The sequence below is a fragment of the Methylobacterium endophyticum genome, from assembly GCF_050591105.1.
Classification (GTDB): Bacteria; Pseudomonadota; Alphaproteobacteria; order Rhizobiales; family Beijerinckiaceae; genus Methylobacterium.
This window is the reverse complement of record NZ_JBNHES010000009.1, coordinates 144070-165452: the sequence shown is the minus strand read 5'-3', so window position 1 is coordinate 165452 and position 21383 is coordinate 144070. Positions and strand designations below refer to the sequence as shown.

At 72.1% G+C, this 21383-nt stretch carries 15 protein-coding genes; 7 read left to right on the top strand and 8 right to left on the bottom strand.

The window, feature by feature from the left end; all coding sequences use genetic code 11:
* Positions 1-59 precede the first annotated feature (59 nt).
* Positions 60-398 carry a heat shock protein HspQ gene (gene hspQ / locus ACP56T_RS12480; protein WP_430912436.1) on the top strand — a complete coding sequence of 113 codons (339 nt, stop codon included), beginning with the start codon at positions 60-62 and terminating at the stop codon, positions 396-398.
* Between the two features lie 82 nt (positions 399-480).
* Here hspQ and ACP56T_RS12475 read toward each other — a convergent pair whose 3' ends face one another.
* On the bottom strand, positions 481-1263 hold the full coding sequence (locus tag ACP56T_RS12475) for an invasion associated locus B family protein (protein ID WP_430912435.1): 783 nt from the start codon (positions 1261-1263) through the stop codon (positions 481-483).
* A gap of 431 nt (positions 1264-1694) precedes the next feature.
* Between ACP56T_RS12475 and ACP56T_RS12470 the strand changes: the two genes are divergently transcribed.
* Together ACP56T_RS12470 and ACP56T_RS12465 are read left to right on the top strand one after the other, a co-directional pair.
* Positions 1695-3053, top strand: coding sequence for an AMP-binding protein (locus ACP56T_RS12470; protein WP_430912434.1), 1359 nt, complete (start codon positions 1695-1697; stop codon positions 3051-3053).
* A gap of 313 nt (positions 3054-3366) precedes the next feature.
* Complete coding sequence (locus tag ACP56T_RS12465; protein ID WP_430912433.1) at positions 3367-3711, top strand: hypothetical protein; 345 nt, start codon at positions 3367-3369, stop codon at positions 3709-3711.
* Positions 3712-3767: 56 nt separating this feature from the next.
* On the opposite strand, the gene mfd is transcribed toward ACP56T_RS12465, so the two are convergent.
* Positions 3768-7358: a transcription-repair coupling factor gene (gene mfd / locus ACP56T_RS12460; protein ID WP_430912432.1), complete on the bottom strand. Its 3591-nt coding sequence runs from the start codon at positions 7356-7358 to the stop codon at positions 3768-3770.
* 57 nt (positions 7359-7415) lie between these two features.
* Positions 7416-7712: an FAD assembly factor SdhE gene (locus ACP56T_RS12455; RefSeq protein ID WP_430912431.1), complete on the bottom strand. Its 297-nt coding sequence runs from the start codon at positions 7710-7712 to the stop codon at positions 7416-7418.
* 229 nt (positions 7713-7941) lie between these two features.
* Between ACP56T_RS12455 and recG the strand changes: the two genes are divergently transcribed.
* Both recG and ACP56T_RS12445 read left to right on the top strand, forming a co-directional pair.
* Positions 7942-10098, top strand: a complete 2157-nt coding sequence (gene recG / locus ACP56T_RS12450) for an ATP-dependent DNA helicase RecG (protein WP_430912430.1) — start codon at positions 7942-7944, stop codon at positions 10096-10098.
* A 299-nt stretch (positions 10099-10397) separates the two neighbouring features.
* A complete protein-coding gene (locus ACP56T_RS12445; RefSeq protein WP_430912429.1) occupies positions 10398-10733 on the top strand; it encodes a hypothetical protein in 336 nt (111 codons plus the stop codon).
* Here ACP56T_RS12445 and ACP56T_RS12440 read toward each other — a convergent pair.
* The 4 genes from ACP56T_RS12440 to glmU form a co-directional block, all read right to left on the bottom strand.
* Positions 10724-11548 carry a DUF502 domain-containing protein gene (locus ACP56T_RS12440; protein ID WP_430912428.1) on the bottom strand — a complete coding sequence of 275 codons (825 nt, stop codon included), beginning with the start codon at positions 11546-11548 and terminating at the stop codon, positions 10724-10726. The two genes, ACP56T_RS12445 and ACP56T_RS12440, sit on opposite strands and share 10 nt — an antisense overlap.
* A 92-nt stretch (positions 11549-11640) precedes the next feature.
* A complete protein-coding gene (locus ACP56T_RS12435) occupies positions 11641-11808 on the bottom strand; it encodes a hypothetical protein (protein ID WP_430912427.1) in 168 nt (55 codons plus the stop codon).
* Positions 11809-11815: 7 nt separating this feature from the next.
* Complete coding sequence (glmS, locus tag ACP56T_RS12430; protein ID WP_430912426.1) at positions 11816-13642, bottom strand: glutamine--fructose-6-phosphate transaminase (isomerizing); 1827 nt, start codon at positions 13640-13642, stop codon at positions 11816-11818.
* 244 nt (positions 13643-13886) lie between these two features.
* Positions 13887-15263: a bifunctional UDP-N-acetylglucosamine diphosphorylase/glucosamine-1-phosphate N-acetyltransferase GlmU gene (glmU, locus tag ACP56T_RS12425; protein WP_430912425.1), complete on the bottom strand. Its 1377-nt coding sequence runs from the start codon at positions 15261-15263 to the stop codon at positions 13887-13889.
* A 231-nt stretch (positions 15264-15494) separates the two neighbouring features.
* On the opposite strand from glmU, the gene ACP56T_RS12420 reads away from it, so the two are divergent.
* Positions 15495-17096, top strand: a complete 1602-nt coding sequence (locus tag ACP56T_RS12420) for an OpgD/OpgG family glucan biosynthesis protein (protein WP_430912424.1) — start codon at positions 15495-15497, stop codon at positions 17094-17096.
* On the top strand, positions 17084-19252 hold the full coding sequence (mdoH, locus tag ACP56T_RS12415) for a glucans biosynthesis glucosyltransferase MdoH (protein WP_430912454.1): 2169 nt from the start codon (positions 17084-17086) through the stop codon (positions 19250-19252). Before ACP56T_RS12420 ends, mdoH begins: the two co-directional genes overlap by 13 nt.
* Positions 19253-19271: 19 nt before the next feature.
* Here the strand turns inward: mdoH and ACP56T_RS12410 are convergent, their stop codons facing one another.
* Positions 19272-21245, bottom strand: coding sequence for a DUF4214 domain-containing protein (locus tag ACP56T_RS12410; protein ID WP_430912423.1), 1974 nt, complete (start codon positions 21243-21245; stop codon positions 19272-19274).
* Between the last annotated feature and the right edge of the window lie 138 nt (positions 21246-21383).

Genomic DNA, 21383 nt, shown 5'->3' with positions numbered 1-21383 from the left:
CGACACATGACTCGCGGGCGCCCGTGACAGGCGCCCGCCGCGGACCTATCTAGACCCCCATGACCGCGACGAGGGTAAGACAAGCGAAGTTCGGCCTCGGGGCCGTCGTGCGCCACCGGATCTATCCGTTCCGGGGGATCGTGTTCGACGTGGATCCGGTCTTCGACAATACCGAGGAGTGGTGGCTGGCGATTCCCGAGGAGGTACGGCCCGCCAAGGACCAGCCCTTCTACCATCTCCTCGCCGAGAACGCGGAGAGCGAGTACGTCGCCTACGTCTCCGAGCAGAACCTGGTGCCGGACACCTCCGGCGAGGCCCTGCGCCATGCCGGCGTCTCGGAGGTGTTCGAGCGGGATTCGAGCGGCCTCTACCGCGTCAGGGACCGCCACCCGAACTGATTGTCCGGCCGGGCCGTCGTCATGAAAAAAGGCCGGGCATCGCGCCCGGCCTTTTTCCATTCTCGAAGGTCGTCGCCGAGGCTCAGGGCTTCGGCGCGGGCGCTCCGGCGGCAGGCGCGGCGGCGCCGGACTTCTGCTGCTCCTCGAGCTTCTTGCGCATGTCCTCGCTGCGCTTCTCGAGCTCGGCCTGGAGCTTCTTCTGCTGCTCTTCCAGCACCTTGGGGTCCATGGCGGGACCGTCGAAGGCCTTGCCGAAGCCGGCGATCGGCACGGCGAAGGTGACTTCGCGCTGAGTCTGGTTCTGCACCGAGACGTTCAGCGTGGTGCCCTTCTTCAGGGCGGCGATGAACTCGGGGCCTAGGCCGCCGGCCTCGGCGAAGCAGCCGTTGGGGAAGCAGACGGCGAACTTACCGGCGGTCGCCTGCTGTCCGTCGATGGTGAAGCGGATGCCCGGCGCGAGCATCAGCCCGAGCGGCAGCAGGAAGCGCACCACGCGCACCTCCTGCTTGGCGGCGGCGTTCTTCATCTCGTAGACGGCGGCGGCGAGCACCGGCTGGCCCTGGTCGGAGACGAAGTCGCGCGTGGTGTAGCAGACGTCGGTGCCGCTGCCCTGGTCCTTGCCGCAGACCTTGGTCCACTCGGCCTGGCTCGGCTCGGACTTGACGTTGATGATCTGCGGGCCGGTCTGGGCGGCGGGGGTCGGCGCGCCGGGAACCGGGGCTCCGGGAACGGGCGCGGCCGGCGCGGGAGCGGCAGGAGCGGCCTGCTTCTTCGGCGCCTGGGCGAGAGCGGGCCCCGCGAGGCCGGCGAGCGCGAGGAACGCGGCGGCGCGCAGCGGTCCCGCTTGGCGGTTGGCGAAGAACATCGGGTCTGATCCCCTCGGGTAAGGCGCTAGGCGACTGTGACGTGCGCTCGGGACGGGTTCGCTGTGCGGGCCGGGGCCCGCAAGGGACGATGGGACTCGGGCGGCGGGACGTGCTGAACCGGACATGGACGCGCGAGCCGGATACGCCCGGCGGATGGCTTCGCTCGGGCCTTCGCCGCCGAAGTCCGCGGTCGCCGAAGTCCACCGTGCCGGCGCGGCGTCTCGCGACTCCGCTCCTACGGCGGGCGCCTGATTTCCCCCCGAATGAGGCGAAGACATGACACCGGTGCCGTGCCGGTGCGCCCCTCTGCCCGGTTCGCGGCCGCTGTGCAAGCGTGACCGCTCGAACTCCGCCGCTCCGGCGCCGCCGGTTAGCGGAGGGTTAACCTTGATGGTCCATGAATCGCCCCTCGTGAAGGAGCGCGATGCAGGTGTCGGCCCGGTCGTCTGTCCATTCGGCGGCGTTTGATCCGGAGGCGGCCTCGCCCGTTCCGCCGCCCCTGCCCCATCTCTGGGGCGCGGCGGTGGAGGCGGACCCGCCGGAGCTGCCTCTGCGGCGTACGGGATTGTGCGCCCTCCTGGCGGCGACGGCCCGGCGCCATCCCACGCGGATCGCCTTCATCGACTGCGCCGACAAGGCCGCCTGGAGCGGCCGCCCGGCGATGACCCTCACCTATGCCACCGCCGCCGAGATCGTCGCCCGGCTGACCCGCGGCCTGCGGAGCTGGCGCCTGCCGCCGGGAAGCCGGATCGGCCTGCATCTGCCCGCCACCATAGAGGGGCTGCTCGCCCATCTCGCCGTGGAAGCCGCCGGGCATGTGCCCTGCCTGCTGCCCGTGACCTGGGACGAGGAGGCGCTCGCCGCCGGCATCCAGGCCGCCGGGCTCGGCGCGGTGCTCTCCCTGGCCCGGCTCGGCTCGGGCCGCCCGGCGGAGACGCTGTGCCGGATCGCGGCCCGCTATTTCGGCCTGCGCTATCTCGCCGCCTTCGGTCCCGACGTGCCCGACGGGGTGCTCAATCTCGACGAGCTGGTGCTCAACCGGGGCGGTGGCCCCGTCATCGCCGATACCGGCGGCGGCCTCGTGACCTTCGCCGGCGCCGATCCCACCCGGCCCGTCCTGAGGCCCGGCGACGGCCTGCTCGCGGCCGTCGCGGCGCATCTCGTGGCGGCGCGGGTGGCGCCGGGGGAGCGCATCCTCAGCCTCGCCGCCGGCCCGGACCTGCGCGGTCTCGTGACCGGCCTCGGCGCGGCGCTGGTGGCCGGCGCCAGCCTGGAGACGCTGCCGGTCTTCCGCAGCGCCGACCTCGCGGCGGCGCTCTCCCAGACGGTGCCGACGCATCTGGTGGTGCCTGCCTTCCTCGAAGACGGGCTCGCCGCCGCCCTGCGGACGGAGCGCCGCCCCGCTTGCCTGCGCTCCCTCGCCTTCCTCCACCGGGCTCCGGCCCGCCTCGCCGGGCGCCTGCTGCGGCCGGGTCTCGGGGGCGGCCCGCAGGCGGCCCCGGCCGTCCTCGACGTGCTCGCCCTCGACGAGGACGCGGTCCTCACATGTGCGCGAGGAGCCGACGATCTCGCCCTGGCGCTCGCCGATCCCGGCCGACTCGCCCTGCCGCCACAGCTTCTCGGCCTGCGCCGCGAGGAGGATGGGCGATTCGCGATTCGCGGCCAGGGCAGCCGCTGCGCCGTGCTGCAACGCGGCGGCACGGACTTTCCCGGCGTCGCGGACTGGCGTTCCTCCGGCTACCGGCCGACGCTGTTCGCCGATACCGCCATCGCCGTCGAAGCCGCCTGAACCGTCCACAGATTCTTGACGCGCCGCACATCGGAGGCGGCCGCGCCTTTTTGCGCGCCTGGCGCCTATGTCCGGCCCGGCGCGAGGCGATTTACCATCGGCCGGGATAAAATCTCAGACCGTCAATCTGTTGCGCGCGTTTCTCAATGCGATACCTCATTCTCGGAGGGCATTGCGGAACCCGGTTCATCCTCCGCTCAGGCCGCCTAGCGTCTCTTTGCACCGCAATCGCGTCGGCGAACCAATTGCCGGCGGAGGAGTTATCGGTCCGGTCCCTTTCCTCGGGACACACGATGAGGTAACGCTCAAGGTTATGGGTGCGCTGCAACAGGTTCTCGTCGTGGATGACGGCATCCGGGCCGTCGACCACTCTCTCGCCGCCGAGCTGGCGGAGCTGGGCTATGCCAGCGTGACGACCTCGCTCGAGGCCGCCGACGACGTGCTGGCGGTGATCGCCCGCCCCGCCGCCATCCTCCTCCAGACCTCCGCCCGAGGCGGCGCCGTCTTCGAGACCCGCGCCGCGGGCCTGCGCGAGCGCATGCGGCTCGCGGGCATCCCCGTCATCCTGGTGGATGCGGAGAGCGACCGCCGCGCCTCCGCTCCGGTGGACCTGAAGGGCTGCATCGGCCCCTACGTGCTCAACGAGCCCGATCTCTAGGTGTTTGGTCCCGGTTCTCCGCCCGGACATACGGCAAGCCGATAACTTAAAGCCCCTTACGCCGCCTTCCTCGACCGGCCGGCGATCTTCACGAGGCTGCGCAGGATCTGCGTCGTCGTGTCGAGCCGGTCCTTCACCGTGTCGAGCTCGCGGATGAAGACCACGCTCATGTCGGGCCGCACCTTCGCGAAGGACGCCTGCTCCGCCACATAGCCGACGAGCCCCTGCGGGTTGGCGAAGGAGCGGTCGCGGAAGTGGACGACCACGCCCTTCGGCCCGGCCTCGACCTTGGCGACGTTCGCCTTCCGGCACAGGCCCTTGATGGTGGCGATTCGCAGCAACTGCTCCACCTCCGGCGGCAGCGGCCCGAATCGGTCGATGAGCTCTGCGCCGAAGGATTCCATCTCAGCGTCGTCCTGAATGGTCGAGAGCCGGCGGTAGAGCGCGAGGCGCACGCCAAGATCGGCGACGTACTCCTCCGGGATCATCACCGGCGCGCCGAGCGCGATGGTGGGCGACCACGCCTCCTCCACCGGCTCCTCGATGCCGGCCTTGAGCGCGGTGACGGCGTCCTCCAGCATCTGCTGATAGAGTTCGTAGCCGACCTCCTTGATGTGGCCTGACTGCTCGTCGCCGAGCAGGTTGCCGGCGCCGCGGATGTCGAGATCGTGGCTGGCGAGCTGGAATCCGGCCCCGAGCGTGTCGAGGCTCTGGAGCACGCCGAGCCGCTTCTCGGCCTGGGTGGTCATGGTCTTGTTGGCCGGCACCGTGAACAGCGCATAGGCGCGCGCCTTCGAGCGTCCGACGCGGCCCCTGAGCTGATAGAGTTGGGACAGCCCGAACATGTCCGCCCGGTGGACGATGAGCGTGTTGGCGGTGGGGATGTCGAGGCCCGATTCCACGATCGTGGTCGAGAGCAGCACGTCGAACTTGCCCTCGTAGAAGGCCGTCATCACGTCTTCCAGCTGGCCCGCCGCCATCTGGCCATGCGCCACCGCCACCTTGGTCTCGGGCATCTCGCGGTCGAGGAAGCTCTTCACCTCGGCGAGATCCTCGATGCGCGGCACCACGTAGAAGGCCTGGCCCCCCCGGTAGCGCTCGCGCAGCAGCGCCTCGCGGATCAGCAGCGGGTCGAAGGGCGTCACCGAGGAGCGCACCGCCAGCCGGTCGACGGGGGGCGTGGCGATGATCGAGAGTTCGCGCACGCCGGTCATGGCGAGCTGAAGGGTACGCGGGATCGGGGTCGCGGAGAGCGTCAGCACATGCACGTCGGCCTGGAGCGCCTTCAGCCGCTCCTTGTGGGCGACGCCGAAATGCTGCTCCTCGTCGACGATGATGAGGCCGAGATCCTTGAAGGTGATGTTTTTCGCCAGCAGCGCGTGCGTGCCGACGACGATGTCGACAGTGCCGGCGGCGAGCCCCGCGCGGACCTCCCTCAACTCGCCCGCAGGGACGAAGCGCGAGGCTTGAGCCACCTTGATCGGCAGGCCCTTGAAGCGCTCGACGAAGGTGCGGTGGTGCTGGCGCGCCAGCAGCGTGGTCGGCACCACCACCGCCACCTGCTTGCCGGAGATCGCGGCGGCGAAGGCCGCGCGCAAAGCCACCTCGGTCTTGCCGAAGCCGACATCGCCGCAGACCAGCCGGTCCATGGGGCGGCCGGCGTTGAGATCGTCCAGCACGGCGGCGATGGCGTTGCCCTGGTCCTCGGTCTCCTCGAAGGGGAAGCGGGCGGCGAATTCCTCGTACAGGCCCTCGGGCGGCGCGAGATGCGGGGCGGCCTTCACGAAGCGCTCGGCCGCGACCTTGATGAGCGCGCCCGCCATCTCGAGGATGCGCTTCTTCATCTTGGCCTTGCGGGCCTGCCATGCGCCGCCGCCGAGACGATCCAGCGCCACCTCCGCATCCTCGGAGCCGTAGCGGGTCAGGAGCTCGATGTTCTCCACGGGCAGCAGCAGCAGCCCGCCGGTATATTGAAGCTCCAGGCAATCGTGCGGAGCGCCGGCCGCCGTCACGGTCTTGAGGCCGACGAAGCGGCCGATGCCGTGATCGGCATGGACCACGAGGTCGCCGGGCTGGAGGGCCTGCACCTCCAGGATCACGTCCTGCGGGCGCTTGGCCTTGCGCTTCTGGCGCACCAGCCGGTCGCCGAGGATGTCGCCCTCCGAGACCACGGCGATCTCGGCGGTGCCGAACCCGGCCTCCAGCCCCCAGACGGCGGCGGCGACGTCGGTGCCGCGCTTCAGCGCGAAGACGTCGCCGAGCCGGTTGATGGCGATGGGCTTCTTCAGGCCGTGGTCGGTCAGCACGCCGGAGAGGCGGTCGCGCGAGCCCTCGGACCAGGCTCCCAGGATCACATGATGCCCGGATCCCTGGAGATCGCGGATATGGGCCACGGCGGCGTCGAAGACGCTGGCCGCCTCGTCCGCGCGCTCGGGGGCGAAGCTGCGGCCCACGCGGCCCTCGCAGTCGATGACGATGCGGCTCGCGGAGTCCGGCGCGTCGAACGGGGTGATCCGCGCGACGGTGGCGCCCTCGATGCGGCGGGCCCATTCGGCCGGCGTCAGGTAGAGCGCGTCCGGCTTCAGCGGCTTGTAGGGCGCGACGCCCGCCTGGGGAGCGGCGCTCTCGCGCGCCTCGTAATAGTCGCCGACGAGGGCGAGCCGCTCGGCCGCCGCCTCCTCGGCCTGCCCGTCGAGCAGCAGCGGCACCCCGCCGACATAGTCGAACAGGGTGTCGAGGCGCTCGTAGAAGAGCGGCATCCAGTGCTCCAGCCCGGCGTAGCGCCGGCCCTCGCTCACGGTCTCGTACAGCCGGTCGTCGCGGGTCGCCGCGCCGAAATTGGCGACGTAGCCCTGGCGGAAGCGCCGGATGGTCTCGGTGGTGAGCTGGACCTCGCTCATCGGCACGAGGTCCAGCGAGCGCAGTTGCCCCACCGTGCGCTGGGTCTCGGGATCGAAGGCGCGGATGGATTCCAGTGTGTCGCCGAAGAAGTCGAGCCGGATCGGGTTCGGCAGGCCGGGGGGCGACAGGTCGAGGATGCCGCCGCGCACGGCGTATTCGCCCGTGTCGCGCACCGTGCCCGCGCGCAGAAAACCGTTGGCCTCGACCCAGGCCGTCACCCGCTCCATCGGCACGACGTTGCCGATGGCGGCGGAGAAGGTCTCCACCGCGATGCGGTCGCGCGGGGGCACCCGCTGCACCAGGGCGTCGACGGTGGTGCAGAGGATGCGCGGGCTCTCCTCGGACGAGCGCGAGCGGGTCAGCCGCGAGAGCGCCGTCATGCGTTGCGCCGCGATGCCGCCATTGGGCGAGACGCGGTCGTAGGGCTGGCAGTCCCAGGCCGGGAAGGCCATCGCCTCGATCTCCGGGGCGATGAAGCGCAGCGCGTTCTGGAAGGCGTTCGAGCGCCCGGAATCGCGCGCCACATGCACCAGCACCGCCGGGCCTTCCGAGGCGGCCGACAGCGCACGCGCGAGATCGGCGGCGACCACCGCGTCGAATCCGTCCGGCACCCGCGACAGGATCGGGCCGTCGCCGGCCTTCAGCGCCGCGACGGCCTTCGCCAGCGGGCCGGATTTCGGCAGGGCGAAGCGGGCCGCCTGCGGCTTCGCGGCGGGCGCGGGGGATTTCTGGGCAGGCTTGGCCATGAGGCGGTCGGACGGTTTCTGTTGGTCGGGGCGCCCCTCTGCGAGGCGGCCGGACGGTCAGGAATGGATCGGCGCGTCGTGCCTGTGGAACGCCTTCAGGCGCCGCCAGACCGGGCTGTCGTAGTTCTGCGGGGTCTCGTCCTCGCCGGTGAGCCAGCGGAACAGGTCGCGGTCGGGCACCTCGATCAGCGCCTCGAAATCGGAGAGCTCGCTCTCCGTCAGGGTCCCGATCTCGGCGTCCGCGAAGCGCCCCATGATGAGGTCCATCTCGCGGATGCCGCGATGCCAGGCGCGAAACAGCGTGCGCCGCCGCCGCGGGTCGAGATCCGCGCTGGAGCGGGTCGTGCCGGACATGGGTGGTTCCCGTGCTGGTGATCCGATCCCGGTTCCCTGAGCCCGTGCCTCGCGTCTGGCAACCCCCCGCATCGCCGCGCCGGGCATGCGCTCCCCGTCTCCTGTGATCCGACGATCCCAGGAAGCCGTGATCCCGTGACGGGCGAGGGGGCGGCTCGGCCCTGTGCGTCGGCCCTGTGCGGGAGCGCCGGGTCGGCTATAGGATCGGGGCTCCGGCGCCCGAGCCATCATGTCCGACGAAGACCCCCCCGCTCCCTCCCCGCCGCTTCGCCCCAGCATCCTCGATCCGCTCTTCGCGGAGGCACGCCGGCTGCCCGGCGTCGGCCCGAAGATGGCGCCGCTGATCGAGCGCCTGCTCGGCACGCCGGAACGGCCCGCGCGCGTCGTCGACCTGCTCTTCCACCTGCCCCAGGGCGGCGTGCCCCGCGCGCTCAAGGGCTCCATCGCGGAGGCGCCCCCCGGCGAGCCGGTGACGCTCGGCGTCACCGTGACCGCGCACCGCCCGGCCGCGCCGGGACCGGGCCGGCGCCCGCACCGGGTGAGCGTGGAAGACCCCACCGGCGACGTGACCCTCGTCTTCTTCGGCATGCCCAGGGCGCGGGTGGAGAAGATGCTGCCGCTCGGCAGCCATCGCTATGTCTCCGGCCGCATCGACCTCTGGGACGGGCAGCGCCAGATGGTGCATCCCTCCCGCATCACCGACGAGGAGGGCCTTGCCGCCCTCCCCGCGGTCGAGCCGGTCTACGGCGCCACCGAGGGGCTGACCTCGCGCGCCATCGGCAAGCTCGCCGTCTCGGCGCTCGAACGCTTGCCCGTGCTGCCGGAATGGCAGGACGGCGCCTGGCTGCGCCGACAGGGCTGGCCGGACTTCGCCCAGGCGCTGCGGGCCGAGCACCGGCCCGAGGAGGCGCCCTCGCCCGCCGGTGGGGAGCCGGAAACCCCGCCGCCCGCCACCCCGGCGCGCCGCCGCCTCGCCTATGACGAGCTCCTCGCCTCGCAGCTCGCCCTCGCCCTGATCCGCGCGCGCCAGCGCCGGAAGCCCGGCCGCCGCAATGCCGGCGACGGCCATCTCGCGACCCGCATCGAGGCGGCCCTGCCCTTCGCGCTGACCGGCGCGCAGACCCGCGCGGTGGCCGAGATCCGGGCCGATCTCGCCAGCGACAGGCGGATGCTGCGCCTGCTCCAGGGCGATGTCGGCTCGGGCAAGACGGCGGTGGCGCTCCTCGCCATGGCCTCGGCCGTGGAGGCCGGGCGGCAGGCGGCCCTGATGGCGCCCACCGAGATCCTCGCCCGCCAGCATTTCGAGCGCCTGAGCGACCTCGCCGGGGCCCTGCGGCTGCGGCTCCTCACCGGGCGCGACAAGGCGGCCGAGCGCCGGGCCGCGCTCGCCGACCTCGCCGCCGGCGGGATCGACATCGCGGTGGGCACCCACGCGCTCTTCCAGGAGAGCGTCGCCTTCCGCGACCTCGGGCTCGCGGTGGTGGACGAGCAGCACCGCTTCGGCGTCCACCAGCGCCTGGCGCTCGGCGCCAAGGGGGAGGCGGTGGACATCCTCGTGATGACCGCCACCCCCATCCCGCGCACCCTGGCGCTGACCTGCTTCGGCGACATGGACGTCTCGGTGCTCGACGAGAAGCCCGCCGGCCGCCGGCCGATCCGCACCCTCGCGATCCCCACCGAGCGCATCGGCGAGGTGGTGGCCGGCCTCTCGCGCGCCCTGGAGCGGGGGGAGCGCGTCTACTGGATCTGTCCCCTGGTCGAGGATTCCGAGTTCACGGACCTCGCCGCGGCGGCCGACCGCTTCGACGATCTCAAGCAGCATTTCGGCGATGCCGTCGGGCTCGTCCACGGCCGGATGCCGGGGCCGGAGAAGGATGCCGCCATGGCCCGCTTCGCGTCCGGTGATACCAGGATCCTGGTCTCCACGACGGTGGTGGAGGTCGGCGTCGACGTGCCTGAGGCCACCATCATGGTGATCGAGCATGCCGAGCGCTTCGGCCTCGCCCAGCTCCACCAGTTGAGGGGGCGGGTCGGGCGCGGCAGCGCCGACTCCTCCTGCCTGCTTCTCTACCGGGGGCCGCTCGGCGCGGTGGCCAAGGCCCGCATCGAGATGATGCGCGAGACCGAGGACGGTTTCCGCATCGCCGAGGCGGACCTGAAGCTGCGCGGCGAGGGCGAGGTGCTCGGCACCCGCCAGTCCGGCGCGGCGGCCTTCCGCCTGGCCCGGCTGGAGAGCGACGGCGACCTGCTGGAGACCGCCCGCGACGACGCCCGGCTCGTGGTGGAGCGCGATCCCCTGCTTCGCAGCGAGCGCGGTCAGGCGCTGCGGGCCCTGCTTTACCTGTTCGAGCGGGATGTCGCGATCCGCCTCCTCGGGGCCGGATGAGCCGGGCGGAGTCCTGAATATCGTTCAGGAAGCGGTTTTCTGAATGGCACAGGAGCCGCCGCCGGATGCGTGAAACCACACCGGGTGCGGCGGAATGGCCTCCCTGCGAAGAATCGGATTTTCTGTTTTAGAACAAATTCTTGTTGGAGTTGGCTGAGGCGTCGCGCGAGCCTGCGCGACGGGCGGGCAGGGAGCCTTCAGGCCGAAATTCCTTGAAACGGCCGTCTTTCCACATTAACTGGAGATGAACGACGGACCTGCACTTTGGGGTCGCCACTGGAATCATCAGGAGGACAGCAATGTCTATCGGACCGTTCCAACACCTATCCGGCTCCCACGAGACGGCGGGCGCGAACACCCTGGCTTGCGAGCCCTGGCTGCTTCCCATCTCCGACCGGCCGGACGCCGCTCCCTCGGCGACGGACGAATCCCTGCGGAACGCCGTGCGTCAGGCGAGCCGCCCGTTCTGGATCGCGGCGAACGCGCTCTGCGTGGCCCTCGGTCTCATGCTGACGATCCAGGCCACGACGGGCTGGATGGCTCCCGCGCGCAGCATTCCCGGCCCGATGGCCCAGGCCGCGCCGCCGACGATCCCCGCGCAGACGGCCGCCTTCGCCGGCTCTCATCACGATTGAGGACGGACCACGGGAGCCGGCTGTAGGGCCGGCTCCCTTTCCGCGGTCTCCGTCTCCGTCGTCGCCTCCGGTTCGGAATGGGTCGCCCACAGGGTGCCCGCCATCGCATGGAGGCGGGCCTGGGGATCCTCCGGCTGGATGACGCCCGCCGACATCACCAGCTTGGCCGCGTCGTCCACGCTGATCGGCACCTCCCGGATCTCGCTGCGCGGCAGGTAGAAGAAGAACCCCGTGGTCGGGTTCGGCGCGCAGGGCAGGAAAACGCCGACATAGTCGTGGGGCGTCTCGCCCTCGCCCGCCGGCAGCACGCCCTGCACCTCGGCCGCCGCCGGCGCCGAGAGGAAGACCACCGACCACGTCCCCTTCACCGGGAATTCCACCAGCCCCACCGTGCGGAACGAGGTTCCGTTGGCGGAGAACAGCGTCTCGAAGATCTGGCGCAGGCCCCGGTAGAGGCCCGAGATCACGGGCGTGCGGGCGAGCAGCACCTCGCCGAACTCCACCACGCTTCGGCCGACGAGATTGGCCGTCAGGAAGCCGAGCAGCGTCACCGCGACGAAGGCGATGACGAGGCCGAGGCCCGGAATCGAGAAGGGCAGGTAGTGGTCCGGCAGGTAGCTCGCCGGGATCAGCGGCTTCACCCAGCCGTCGATGAGGGCGATGATCCACCAGGTGATGTAGGCGGTGATCGCCAGCGGCCCGGCGACGATGATGCCGGTGAGGAAGTAGGTCCTCAGGCGGCCGCGGGCGCTGACGCGCTTTCGCTTGCCGGCGGTGTCCGGCGGCTCCGGGATCGGCGGGATGACTGGCGCCACGGATGCTCTCTCGGCCGGGCTTCGAGCGGCCTACCGGGACCCCGGCGGGAGCCGCGTCCCGAGGCGACAGGTAGCGGTTGCGCCCGCCCGGCTCAAGGCGCCTCGGGCCCCCCAGCGTCCCGGCGCCGCAGCGGGATCAGGGCGCGCAGCCGCGCGTCGCGCAGATACAGGCCGCCCCAGGCGAGCAGCCCGAGATCGCTCCGCATGGTGCGCCCCGCCCAGACGGTGAGCGGCGAGGTCGTCTCCCGCGCGTCCGCCATGCGGGGCCTATTCCACGGTGACGGATTTCGCGAGGTTGCGCGGCTGGTCGACGTCCTTACCCATGAACACCGCCGTGTGGTAGGCGATGAGCTGGATCGGCACGGCGTAGACGATGGGCGCCACCACCGGATCGAGATCCGGCATGGTGAGTGTGGCGAGCGTGTCGAGCCCGTGCTCGGCCGCGCCCTTGGCATCGCCCACCAGGATGATGCGCCCGCCCCGCGCGGCGACCTCCTGCATGTTCGAGACCGTCTTCTCGAAGACCGCGTCGTGGGGCGCGATGACGATGACGGGCACGCTCTCGTCGATGAGCGCGATGGGCCCGTGCTTGAGCTCGCCGGCGGCATACCCTTCCGCGTGGATGTAGCTGATCTCCTTCAGCTTCAGCGCGCCTTCGAGCGCCATCGGGTAGGCGGTGCCGCGCCCGAGATAGAGCACGTCGCGGGCTTTGGCGATCTCGCGGGCGAGCCCCTCGATGTCGGCCTCGCGCTTCACCGCCTCCGCCATCTGGCCGGGCACGGTGATGAGGGCGTCGATGAGGGCGCGCTCGCGCTCGGCCGAGAGCACCCCGCGCGCCCGGCCTGCCGCGATGGCGAGGCAGAGCAGCACGGTGAGCTGGCAGGAGAACGCCTTGGTGGAGGCGACGCCGATCTCGGGGCCGGCCAGCGTCGGCATCACGGCGGAGGATTCGCGCGCGATGGTCGAGGTCGGCACGTTGACCACGGCGAGGGTGTGCTGGCCTTGCGACTTGGCGTAGCGCAGCGAGGCCAGCGTGTCGGCCGTCTCGCCCGATTGCGAGATGACGAGGGTCAGCCCGCCCTTCTCCAGGGGCGCCTCGCGGTAGCGGGCCTCGGAGGCGACGTCGATGTCGACGGGCAGCCGCGCCAGGCTCTCGAACCAGTAGCGGGCCACGAGCCCCGCGTAATAGGCCGTGCCGCAGGCGGTGATGGTCAGCCGCGACAGGTCTTCGAATTTGAACGGCAGTTCCTCGGGGAGAGCGACCCGCCCGTTGGCGAGGTCGACGTAATGCGCCAGCGTGCGGCCCACCACCTCGGGCTGCTCGTGGATCTCCTTGCCCATGAAGTGGCGGTGGTTGCCCTTGTCGATCCGGTAGGCCTGCGTCGCGATTTTTTGGCGCGGCCGGGAGACCACGTTCCCGGCGATGTCGCGGATCTCGGCGCCCTCGCGCGAGAGAATCGCCCAGTCGCCCTCCTCCAGGTAGGAGAGCTCGTCGGTGAAGGGCGCGAGCGCGAGCGCGTCGGAGCCGAGATAGGTCTCGCCGTCGCCGAAGCCGATGGCCAGCGGCGCGCCGTGGCGGGCGCCGATCAGCAGGTCCTCCTCGCCGGCGAAGAGGAATCCCAGCGCGAAGGCGCCGCGCAGGCGCGGCAGGGTCGCCTCCACGGCCGCGATCGGCCCGAGCCCCTGCCCCATGGCGTGGCTCACGAGCTGGGCGACCACCTCCGTGTCGGTCTCCGTCTCGAAGCGCACGCCCTTGGCCTGCAACTCGCTCTTCAACTCGCGGAAATTCTCGATGATGCCGTTATGGACCACGGCCAGCCGCTCGGTGGCGTGCGGGTGGGCGTTGGTCTCGTTGGGGCGCCCGTGGGTGGCCCAGCGGGTATGGCCGATCCCGATGGCGCCCGAGAGCGGCGCCTGGATCAGCTTGAGCTGGAGATTGGCGAGCTTGCCCTCGGCGCGCCGCCGCTCGAGCCGGCCGCCTTCCAGGGTGGCGATGCCGGCCGAGTCGTAGCCGCGGTATTCGAGCCGGCGCAGCGCCTCGATCACCTGCCCCGCCACCGCCTCACGCCCGACGATGCCCACGATGCCGCACATGGTCGTCCCTTCAGCTTGTCGTTCGCGCCCTGACACCAGATGGCGATCCGTCTCGGCGGGGGCCATGGGGCGTCACGGAGACCGCTCCGGCGCAAGGCCCGGACCGGCCGTCCGGCCCGCGACTTGTACCGGAACGGCACAGGTCGCCGCCAGCCCCGCCGGCTATGGATCGCCTCCGGGACAGCCAGGATGCGCGAGGTGTCTCAAGCAAAGGTTGAGAGCCGTCCGCAAAGCCCTGCCGGGATCAGGATTTTTTCGCCTTGGCGGCCTTGAGCGCCGCCCGCTTCGCCTTGGCCCAGCCGGGCTTGTTGGTCTGGCGCCCCCGCGCGATGGCGAGGGCGCCCTCGGGCACGTCGTCGGTGATGACAGAGCCCGTGGCCACATAGGCGCCCGCGCCCACCGTCACGGGGGCGACGAGGGCGCTGTCCGAGCCGATGAAGGCGCCGGCCCCGATCACCGTGCGGTGCTTCGAGACGCCGTCGTAATTGCAGGTGATGGTGCCGGCCCCGATATTGGCGCCCGCGCCGACCTCGGCATCGCCGAGATAGCTCAGATGCGACGCCTTCGCGCCGGGGCCGAGCCGGGCGTTCTTGACCTCGACGAAATTGCCGAGATGGACGCCCCGCTCCAGCACCGCGCCGCCGCGCAGGCGCACATGCGGCCCGATATCGACGCCCGATTCGAGCGTCGTCTCCACGAGATGCGAGAAGGCGCGCAGCAGGCAGCCGTCGCCGATCCTCACCTTCGGGCCGATCACTACATGAGGTTCGATGAGAACGTCCCGGCCCAACACCGTGTCTACGCTGAGGAAAACCGTTTCGGGTGCGACGAGGGTCGCGCCGCCGAGCTGGGCGCTCCGGCGCAGCCGCCGCTGGATTTCGGCTTCCGCGACGGCGAGCTGCACCCGGTCGTTGACCCCTTGCGCCTCCGCCTCCTCCACGGGCACGACCACCACCGGCAGGCCGTCCGCCGCCGCCAGCGCCACGGCGTCGGGCAGGTAGTACTCGCCGGCGGCGTTGTCGTTGCCGATGCGGCTCAGCAGCGCGAGGGCGTGCCGGCCCGAGAGCGCCATCAGCCCGGCATTGCAGAGCCGCACTTGGCGCTCCTCCGGGGTGGCGTCCTTCTCCTCGCGGATGGCGACCACGCGCTCGCCTTCCGTCAGCACGCGGCCGTAGCCGGACGGCCTGTCGGTCTCGAAGGCGAGTACCGCGATCGCCGCCCCCGCCGCCAGCGGCGCGCGCAGGCGGGAAAAGGTCTCGGCGGTGACGAGGGGGGTGTCGCCGAAGGCGACGACCACGTCGTCGCTCGCCTCTTCCAGGGCGGCGCGGGCGGCGAGCACCGCATGCGCCGTCCCGAGGCGCTCGGCCTGCGAGAAGACATCGGCGCCCGGCGCCATGCGCTCGATCTCGGCGGCGACGTCGGCGCGGCCGGGCTCGGCCACCACGGCGACGCGGGTGGCGCCCGCTTCCTGCACCGCCGCGAGCACATGCCCGAGCATGGTCCGGCCGGCGACGGCGTGGAGCACCTTCGGCAGGTCGGAGCGCATCCGCGTGCCCTTGCCGGCCGCGAGCACCACCGCGGTGAGGCTGCGCCGGGGGGCGCCGGTGTCGGAACTCGTCATCAGCGTCGTCCGGTAGCGTTCTGGTGATCGACCAGCCGGAGGGATTAGCGCATCGCCCGGCGGGCGCAAGGATGCGTCGCAGCCGCGCTTAACGCCCGGTTCAGGGGCGGGCGTGGTAGACGGCGGCCGGGGCGCATTGTAACGCGACGGTTTCCCGATGACGGGCGTTTCCCAGCCGATCGCTGCCGCGCCCCGCGGCGGCGGCGCATCGACACGGACCGCGACGCGCGCATGACACATCGCCTCCCCTCGCCTTCCTCGGCCGCCGCGTCCTGCGATCCTGGCGTCACGGGATCACGGGATCACAGCCGCCGCGACCTGCTGAAGGTCGCGGCCGGAGGGCTCGCCGGGGTCGCGGGCTGGAGCGCGGCCTCCGCGGCGGCGGCGGAGCCGGCATCCCCCTGGCTGCTGGCGCCGGGCTCGGCCTTCGGGGCGGGCACCATGCTGGAGCTGGCGCGGCGCCTGGCCAAGGCGCCCTATGCCGCCCCTGCCGGCGGCGATCTGCCGAGCGCGCTCAAAGGTCTGACGCGCGAGCAGTACCAGGCGATCCGCCCGGCTCCGGGCAAGGCGGCCTGGACTGCGGATGGGCACGGCTTCACCGTCGAGCCGCTGCTGCGCGGCTCGGTCTTCAGCGATCCCGTGGAGCTTTCCCTGGTGGTCGACGGACAGGTCCGGCCCCTCCCCTACGACCGCGCCGCCTTCGAGACGGACGGGCTTGCGCTGCCCGACCTGCCGGAGCATCGCGGCCATTCCGGCTTCCGGGTGCGGGCGCCCTTCGAGGGCGGCGAGCCCACCGAGTTCGCGCTCTTCCAGGGTGCCTCCTTCTTCCGCCTGCTGGCGAAGGGCCAGCGCTTCGGCGTGACCGCCCGCGCCCTGACGCTGCGTCCGGCCGACACGCGCGGCGAGGAATTCCCGCGCTTCCGGGCCTTCGCCATCGCGCCGCCGACGGCCGAGGGGACGCTCACCGTCCATGCCCTGATCGATTCCGAATCCGCCGCCGGCGCCCTCACCCTCGTCCTGAGGCCCGGTGCCCTGTCGGTCGCCGAGGTCTCCGGCACGATCGTGCCGCGCAAGGCCATCGACCATCTGGGCTTGGGCGGCATGCAGGCGGCCTATCTGTTCGGCCCGCACGACCGGCGCGGCACGGACGACGCCCGCGCGGGAGCCTACGAGGCCACCGGCCTCCAGATCCGCAACGGCGCCGGCGAGCCGATCTGGCGCCCGGTCCACAACCCCGAGACCTTGCAGATCTCCTCCTTCCTCGACGACGGCCCGAAGGGGTTCGGGCTGGTGCAGCGCGCCCGCGACTACCGCGACTTCGAGGACGACGTGCAGCTCTGGGAGAAGCGCCCCTCGCTCTGGCTGGAGCCGGGGGACGACTGGAGCAAGGGCGCGGTGACGCTCCTCGAGATCCCGAGCGATTCCGAGTTCAACGAGAACGTGCTGGTCTATTGGCGCCCCGCCGCTCCGCTGGCGGCGGATGCCGAGACGCCGTTCCGCTACCGCCAGTCCTGGGGCTGGGACACGCCGGAGCGGGCCCCCGTCGCCCGCGTCAGCGGCACCCGCAGCGGGCATGGCAGCACCGGCTCGCAGCGCCTGTTCCTCGTGGACTTCACCGGCGACGATCTCGGGCCGGAGGGAATCGAGATCGCGTTGAGCGCGAGCCCCGGCCGCATCGTCAGCCGCACCCCCTACTCCTATCCCGACCGGCGCACCCTGCGCGTCGCCTTCGAGCTCGATCCGGGCGGCGAGCGGGCCTGCGAATTGCGCCTCGCCCTCTCCCGCGCCGGAAAGAGGCTCACCGAGACCTGGCTCTACCGCTGGACGCCTTAGAGGACACCCGCGTGCCCGATTCCCTCGCCGACGCCGTCCGCGCGCCCTCCCCGCAGATCCGCGCCGCGCTCCCGCCGGAGGCGCCGCTGGCGATGCCGGTGCAGGACCTCGCCTCCTGGGACCCGGCCAGGGGCCATCGCCCGGCGGCGCCCCATGCGAGGCCCGTCGCCGCGCGGCTCTTCGTGTTCGGGGTCGCGGCGGCGCTGACCCTCTACGGCGCGGTGCAGATGTACGAGGTGGTGTCGGTTTCGGGCGGCATCACCGGGCTGCAATACGTGCTGCTCGCGCTCTTCACCCTCAACTTCTCCTGGATCGCGCTCGCCTTCGCCGGCGCCCTCCTCGGCTTCGCCGCGCTCCTGCGCCGCCCCCCCGCCCCGCCGCTGCCGGACCGGCTCGCGACGCGCACGGCGGTGGTGATGCCGGTCTACAACGAGGGCACCGCGCGCACCTTCGCCGCCGTGGAGGCCATGCGCGAGGCGGTCGAGGCGACGGGACACGGGGCCGCCTTCGACTGGTTCGTGCTCTCCGATTCCACCTCCAGCGACGCCTGGATCGCGGAGGAGCGCGCCTTCCTCGCCCTACGCGACCGGCTCGGGCCCGACGCCCGGCTCTATTACCGGCACCGGCGGCGCAACCATCACCGCAAGGCCGGCAATATCGGCGACTTCGTCACCCGCTGGGGCGGGGCCTACGACCACATGCTGGTGCTCGACGCCGACAGCCTGCTCACCGGCGACTGCATCCTGCATCTCACGGCGGCCATGGAGGCGGACCCCGATGCCGGCATCGTCCAGTCCCTGCCCCTGATCGTGAACCGCAACACCCTGTTCGCGCGGGTGCAGCAATTCGCCGGGCGCATCTACGGCCCGGTGATCGCCACCGGCCTCTCGGTCTGGTCGGGGCGCGACGCCAACTACTGGGGCCACAACGCCATCATCCGCACGCAGGCCTTCGCGCAAGCCTGCGGCCTGCCGGACCTGCCCGGCAAGCCGCCCTTCGGCGGCCATGTGCTGAGCCACGATTTCGTGGAAGCCGCGCTGATCCGCCGGGCCGGCTGGTCGGTGCGGATGCTGCCGCGCCTCGAGGGCTCCTACGAGGAGAGCCCCCCCTCCCTCATCGACGTGGCGGTGCGCGACCGGCGCTGGGCGCAAGGCAACCTCCAGCACGCGCGCATCATCGGCGCGGCGGGGTTGAAGCTCGCCTCGCGCCAGCATTTCGCCACCGGCATCGCCGGCTACGTCGCCTCTCCGCTCTGGCTGATGCAACTCGTCATCGGTATCGCGCTGGTGGTCCAGACCGCCTGGGTACGGCCGGAATACTTCACCTCGGAGTTCGGGCTCTATCCGGTCTTCCCGCGATTCGACCCGGTGCGCGCGCTCCAGCTCTTCGGGCTGACCATGGGCATCCTGCTCGCCCCGAAATTCCTGGGACTGGCGCTGGCGCTCTGCGACGGTCGCCTGCGCCGGGCCTGCGGCGGGGCGTTCAGGCTCGTCGCCTCCTGTCTCATCGAGATCCTGCTCTCGGCGCTGATCGCGCCCATCGCCATGCTGATCCAGTCGGGCTCGGTCTTCGAGATCCTGCTCGGGCGCGACACCGGCTGGAACCCGCAGCGGCGCGACGACGGCTCGATCCCCTTCCGCGACATCGTGCGCCGGCACCGCTGGCACATGCTGCTCGGGGTGGTGGCGGGCGCCTCCGCCTTCGCCATCGCCACCTCGCTGTTCCTCTGGATGTCGCCGACGATCCTCGGCCTCGTGCTCGCGATCCCGATCTCCTGGGCAAGCGGCCAGCTCGGGCTCGGGCTGGCGCTGAAACGCCGGGGCCTGCTGATGATCCCGGAGGAGCGCGATCCGCCCTCCATCATCGTCCGCGCCGGCGAGATCGCGGCGCGCAACGCCGCCCTCGGCCTCGACGACCGGGACGGGCTGGAGGCGCTCCACCAGGACGGCGCCCTGGCCTCGGCGCATGCCGCCATGCTGCCGCCGGCCGAGACGCGCCCGCGCGGGCGCATCGACGCCGATCACGCGCTGGCGCAGGCCAAGGTGGTGGAGGCCGAGACCATCGGCGAGGCGAAGGCGTGGCTGACCCCGAAGGAGCGCATGGCGCTGCTGCACGACCGCGCCCTGCTCGACCGGCTGGCGCGGCTCGCCGCTTAGGATCGGGTCCGCGCGGCCCTCAGCCGTGCAGGTGCCAGCCGGTCTCGATCCGGCCCGCGAGATGCTGCATCGCCTCCGCGCTCTCGGCGACCGCGACCGCCACGTCGGCGCGCGAGACACCCTGCGCCAGGGCGTCGAGCCAGGGCTGGGCATCCGCGCCGCCGGCGCCGCGGCCGAGGGCGTCCTGATAGAGCGCGCCGAGGAAATCGGCGTCGCTCGCGCGGACCGGATGCAGCGCCGCGTATTCGGCCGAGTCGAGCAGGCCCCGCGCGATGCCACCGAGGCTCGCCCCGTCATGGAGCGCGGCGACGGCCTGCGACAGTCCGGCCGCGTCGGGCGCCCGGTCGAGGAGGCCGTGATAGAGCCGTGCCGCCTCGGCCGCCGCCGCATCCGGGACGGCGACGCCGGAGCGGAAGGCCGCCTCGATGCCGACCGTGTTCTCCGCCGAGAAGGCGATGGCGGTCGCCACATCCGCCCGCGAGGAACCGGAGGCGAGCGCGTCGGTCCAGTACCCGATCTCGCCCGCACCCGCCTCGCGGTGGAGGGCCGTCTCGTAGAGATGCGCGACGAAATCGGCGCCGCTTCCGGCGGCCGGCGAGCCGAAGCGGGCGGCGTATTCGGCGGAGTTCAAGAGCTGCGCGGCGAGATCGTGCGCCGTCATCCCGTGCTCGATCGCCGGCACCCAGCCTTCCCAGCCGCGCAGGTCCGGGGCGCGGTCGAGCAGCGCCTCGTAGAGGGCATGGACCTGCGCCGCCGCGCCGTGGGCGTCGTGGACCACGGTCTCGAACAGCGGGCGGTTGCCGCTGAAATCGAGGGCGAAGTGGAAGACGTCGCTGGTGCCGGCGTTGCCGGCGGCGTCCGTGACGCTCGCGGCGAGGGCGTAGGCGTGGCCGGTGCCGTCGCCCTCGAAGGCGAAGGGCAGGCTCCAGGCGCCCTGCGCGTCCGCGATCGCCGTGCCGAGCAGGGTCCCGCCGTCGCGGACCGTCACGGAGGCGCCGGCATCCTCCGCGCCGAGGCTTCCCGAGAGCACATGGTCGACGAGGCGGGCGTCGCCGCTCGCCCCCGTCACCGCCACCTGAGGCGCGGCGCGGTCGAGGGTGAAGCTCGCGGTCCCCGCCGACAGCGCCCGCCCGAGGCCGTCGATGGGCGTGACCGTGACGACGTGGCGGCCGTCCGCCAGCGTGGAGGGATCGTAGGAGGAGACCACCTGCCCGTCGACCATGGTGACGAGGGCGAGCTCGCCCCCGGCCGGGGTGACGGTGAGATGCGCGTCCGAGGTGACGCCGTCCGTCGCCGAGAGGCCGCTGTCGCGGGTCAGCGCCACGCGCGGCGCGCCGGGGCCGTCGGGATCGAAGGTGACGGGCGCCTTCTGGTCGACGATGATGGTGTTGCCCGTGGCGGACGCCCGGTTGCCGGCGGTATCCGTGATCGCGAGCGTGCCGGTGACGGGCCCGTCGAATCCCGACAGGTCGATCCGGTAGGCGCCGTTGGCGAGCACCTCGGCTTGCGCCACATGGGTGCCGTCGCTGAAGGTGGCGAGGGCATGCGCGTCGGCGTCCAGCCCCGTGACGCGGAAGGGCACGAAGGCGGATTCGGGCGCGTTGACGATCCGGTCCGGCGTGATCCCGACGCCGAGGGTCGCGGCGTCGCCCATGTCGGCGCCGGTATCGACGGCGAGCGCGCGGGACGCCTGGGGCGCGGCCGTGCCGGCGAGATCGGAGACGTCGGCGCTGACCCGGTAGAGCGAGCCGGCATCGCTGAGCGCGCCGACCGCGGAGGCCGGGACGCTCACGGTCCAGACGCCGCCCGTCACCGTCACCTGATAGCGCGCCCCGGCGAGCCCGAGGGTGAGGGTCCGCCCGTCCTCGATGCCGGTGGTGGTGCCCGAGATCGAGAGAAGACCGGCATGCTCGGCGGCGTTGACGACGTCGTCGCCCGCGATCGTCCCGATGGCGACGGCCGGCGCGGCGAGCCCTGGCGGATGGTAGGCCATGCGAAGTCCCTCCCCCCGCTTCCGCCTCGCGGCGTCACGGCCAGAATCGGCGCGTCCCGCTCCGCTGGACCTGTGTCCCGGCCCGGCCCGCGTGTCGGCGTCCGGCCCGAGATAGCTCGAATCGAAGCCCGGCGCCGG

Excerpts from the sequence above, each read along its gene's own strand:
- glmS (WP_430912426.1), bottom strand. The coding sequence starts at position 13,642 with ATGTGCGGCATCGTGGGCATCGTCGGGCGTGAGGCGGTGGCGGGGCAG.
- ACP56T_RS12475 (WP_430912435.1), bottom strand. The coding sequence starts at position 1,263 with ATGTTCTTCGCCAACCGCCAAGCGGGACCGCTGCGCGCCGCCGCGTTC.
- ACP56T_RS12465 (WP_430912433.1), top strand. The coding sequence starts at position 3,367 with ATGGGTGCGCTGCAACAGGTTCTCGTCGTGGATGACGGCATCCGGGCC.
- ACP56T_RS12410 (WP_430912423.1), bottom strand. The coding sequence starts at position 21,245 with ATGGCCTACCATCCGCCAGGGCTCGCCGCGCCGGCCGTCGCCATCGGG.
- ACP56T_RS12435 (WP_430912427.1), bottom strand. The coding sequence starts at position 11,808 with ATGGCGGACGCGCGGGAGACGACCTCGCCGCTCACCGTCTGGGCGGGG.
- recG (WP_430912430.1), top strand. The coding sequence starts at position 7,942 with ATGTCCGACGAAGACCCCCCCGCTCCCTCCCCGCCGCTTCGCCCCAGC.
- ACP56T_RS12455 (WP_430912431.1), bottom strand. The coding sequence starts at position 7,712 with ATGTCCGGCACGACCCGCTCCAGCGCGGATCTCGACCCGCGGCGGCGG.
- hspQ (WP_430912436.1), top strand. The coding sequence starts at position 60 with ATGACCGCGACGAGGGTAAGACAAGCGAAGTTCGGCCTCGGGGCCGTC.
- ACP56T_RS12420 (WP_430912424.1), top strand. The coding sequence starts at position 15,495 with ATGACACATCGCCTCCCCTCGCCTTCCTCGGCCGCCGCGTCCTGCGAT.
- mfd (WP_430912432.1), bottom strand. The coding sequence starts at position 7,358 with ATGGCCAAGCCTGCCCAGAAATCCCCCGCGCCCGCCGCGAAGCCGCAG.
- ACP56T_RS12445 (WP_430912429.1), top strand. The coding sequence starts at position 10,398 with ATGTCTATCGGACCGTTCCAACACCTATCCGGCTCCCACGAGACGGCG.
- glmU (WP_430912425.1), bottom strand. The coding sequence starts at position 15,263 with ATGACGAGTTCCGACACCGGCGCCCCCCGGCGCAGCCTCACCGCGGTG.